Here is a 3120-nt window from a genome sequence, read left to right on the forward strand (position 1 = left end):
GAGGGCGCGGGGGAGCACGTCAAGGTCGCGCCCGGCCGGATCGGCGCGCCCGTCCCGTTCGAACTCTCCCGGGTGCTGCTGCCCGCCCTCGGCGGGCCCGCCGCCTTCAAGGTCTTCGCCCCGCAGCACGCCTACCTCGACGGCCGGCCCGGCGGCGCCGAGGGCGAGCGCACCGTCAGCCCGTTCGCCCTGGACCCGACCGCCAAGTACTTCCTGGTCCTGCTCGCGCTCTGCGAGCCCAGACTGCGCTCGCCCTCCGCCGCGGCCGTCCCCGGGGTGACCGAGGTGCTCGCCCGGCTGCGCGCCCTGCCCGGCTGCCGCGGACTGAGCCGCTCGGCGGTCAACTACCACATCGACTACCTGGTGGCGACCAAGCTGCGGCTGCGCGAGCCGTACGAGGAGGGCCCGGGCGGCGGAAAGCGCGAGGAACTGGTGGCGCTGGCGCTGAGGTTCGACCTCGTCCGGGAGGAGCACCTCGCACTGCTCCCGCCCCGGCGCCCGGCCGCCCGGCCGTGACGCCCGGTGCCCCGCCCGGGCCGGAGCCCGAGCCGCCCGGCGGCGGGCCCGCGCCCGGTGGCCCGCCGTTCGCGGTCCCGGCGGGCTACCCGATCGCCGGCTACCGCCTCGGCGCCTTCCTCGGCGCGGGCGCCTGGGGCAGCGTGTACGCCGCCGAGGGCCCCGACGGCGGCCCGGCCGCCGTCAAGATCCTCGGCGCGGCCCGGTTCAGCCCCGGCCAGCGCCGGACCGTGGCCCGGATGGCCCGCAGCGAGCAGCGCTTCAGCCGCCGCGCCGACCATCCCCACCTGATCCGCACCTTCGCCGTGGCCACCGTCGAGGACCCGGACCACCCGGCGCTCGACGGCGCCGTCGCCCTGGTGATGGAACGCGCCGCCCGCAACCTCCAGGACCTGCTGGCCGAGGCCCGCCCCGGTACGGCGGCGCCCGGAGCCGAACGCATCCTGACCGAGGTCTGCGCCGGGCTGACCCACATGCACCGGGCCGGCTGGGTGCACGGGGACCTGAAACCGGCCAATGTCCTGCTGATGCCCGACGGCACCGCCAAGATCGCCGACTTCGGCCTCACCGCCGAGCTGGAGGGCACCCACGCCTACGCCCCTCCGCTCGGCTCGCCCGACCACGTCCCGCCCGAGTGGTGGTCCGAGCGCACCGGTGCCCGCGGCGTCGCGGTGCGCCCCAGCGCCGACGTCTGGGCCTTCGGCGTGATCGCCCACCAACTGCTCACCGGCGGCCTGCACCCCTTCCTCGGCGCGACCGCCCGGGCCCGCTCGCTGGCCGCCCAGGCGTACGCGCGGGGCGCCGCGCCGCTGCGGCTGGACGAGGCGCTGCCGGCGCGCTGGCGGCCCGTGGTCACCGCCTGCCTCGCCCTCGGGCGGGAGGAGCGGACCCGGACCGGGCTGGCCCTGCTGGTCGCCCGGGCCGCCGCCCCGCCGGGCCGGCGCCGCCGCGCCGCCGTCCGGGCCGGCGCGGGCCTGCTGGCCTGCGGGCTCGCCGTCCTCGCCCTGACCGGCGGACCGGAGCCGGGCGGGCCGGGCGCCGCCCGGCGCGCGGTGCCCCCGCTGCCCGGTGCGATCCCGGCCGGCTCGGACGTCCCGGCGGCCTACCGGGGAATGATCGAGACCGCGGCGCGGCGCTGCCCCGAGCCGGAGGTCACCCCGGTGCTGCTGGCCGCCATGCTGAAGGCCGAGAGCGGCTTCGACCCGAACGCGGCCCGCCCGGAGACCGGCGAGTACGGCATCGCGATGTGGACGCCCTCGGTCTTCGAGGCCTGGGGCAAGGCCGCCACCCACCCCGGAGCCACGTCGTACTGGGACCCGGGCGACGCGATCGCCGCGATGGGCAACTACGTCTGCTGGCTCGACCAGCAGATAAAGCACCGCGGCCTGACCCGCGACCTGCCCGCCCTGGTCGCGGCGGCCTACCGCACCAGTGACAAGAGCGTGGTGGCCGCCGGGGGCGTGCCGGAACGGGTTCGACCACATGTCGACAAAGTGCTTCAGTACCTTGGTGACTACGGAGGGTGATGCCGCGAAATGGGATGAGTTATGCCACATCCCTACGAATCCCGGCGCGGGCACCCGGGTGACGGGCCTCCGGTCTGGGATCCTCGGCGGCATGATCACGAAGCTCCGCGCGGCCGTCGCGCAATGGACCGTCGTCGTTCCGGTGGTGTCGTTCCTCGTCCTCGTCCTGACCTGGCACAAGGAACTGCCCGGCTGGGTGGTGGCGGTGGTCGCCTGCTTCCTGGTGGGCGCCGTGCTGTCCGCCGTGCACCACGCCGAGGTCATCGCGCACTGGTCGGGGGAGCCGTTCGGGTCGCTGGTCCTCGCGGTGGCGGTCACCGTGATCGAGGTCGCGCTGATCGTGACGCTGATGGCCGACGGCGGGGACAAGTCCTCCACACTGGCCCGGGACACCGTCTTCGCCGCCGTGATGATCACCTGCAACGGCATCCTCGGACTGTCCATCCTGGTCGCCGCCGTCAAGTACCGGACCGCCGTGTTCAACGCCGAGGGCACCGGCGCCGCGGTCGCCTGCATCGCCACCCTCGCGACCCTCAGTCTCGTGCTGCCGACCTTCACCACCAGCTCGCCCGGCCCGCAGTTCTCCACCACCCAGCTCACCTTCGCGGCCACCGCCTCGCTGGTGGTGTACGGGCTGTTCGTGGCCACCCAGACCGTCCGGCACCGGGACTACTTCCTGCCCGTCACCCCCGAGGGCCGGGTGCTGGACGAGGAGGAGCACGCCTCCCCGCCGACCGTCCGGGCCGCCGGGGTCAGCCTGCTGCTGCTCGCCGTCGCCCTGGTGGCGGTGGTGGGCCTGGCCAAGGGCGTGTCGCCGACCATCGAGAAGGCGGTGGACGACGCCGGGCTCCCGCACGCGGTCGTCGGCGTGGTGATCGCCCTGATGGTGCTGCTGCCGGAGACCATCGCGGCGCTGCGCGCGGCCGTCCGCAACCGGGTGCAGACCAGCCTCAACCTCGCCCTCGGCTCGGCGCTCGCCAGCATCGGCCTGACCATCCCGGCGGTCGCGATCGCCTCCAGCTGGCTCTCCGGCCCCCTCGTCCTCGGCCTCGACCCGGCGCACATGGTGCTGATGACC

Annotated in this window: 3 protein-coding genes; all 3 read left to right on the forward strand. The window is 75.5% G+C overall.

Annotation, left to right across the window (positions count from 1 at the left end; all coding sequences use genetic code 11):
- The coding region (locus tag ACIQOV_RS34615) for a serine/threonine protein kinase (protein ID WP_401054806.1) at positions 1-516 on the forward strand (516 nt) is incomplete at its 5' end.
- Positions 513-2042, forward strand: coding sequence for a protein kinase (locus ACIQOV_RS34620; protein ID WP_401054808.1), 1530 nt, complete (start codon positions 513-515; stop codon positions 2040-2042). The genes ACIQOV_RS34615 and ACIQOV_RS34620, both read left to right, overlap by 4 nt.
- A 91-nt stretch (positions 2043-2133) precedes the next feature.
- Positions 2134-3120 (forward strand): calcium:proton antiporter (locus ACIQOV_RS34625; RefSeq protein WP_401054809.1); only part of this gene is annotated, 987 nt, incomplete at its 3' end.

Origin of the sequence: Kitasatospora sp. NPDC091257 (assembly GCF_044757675.1) — a bacterium.
GTDB classification, from domain to species: domain Bacteria; phylum Actinomycetota; class Actinomycetes; order Streptomycetales; family Streptomycetaceae; genus Kitasatospora; species Kitasatospora lactacystinica.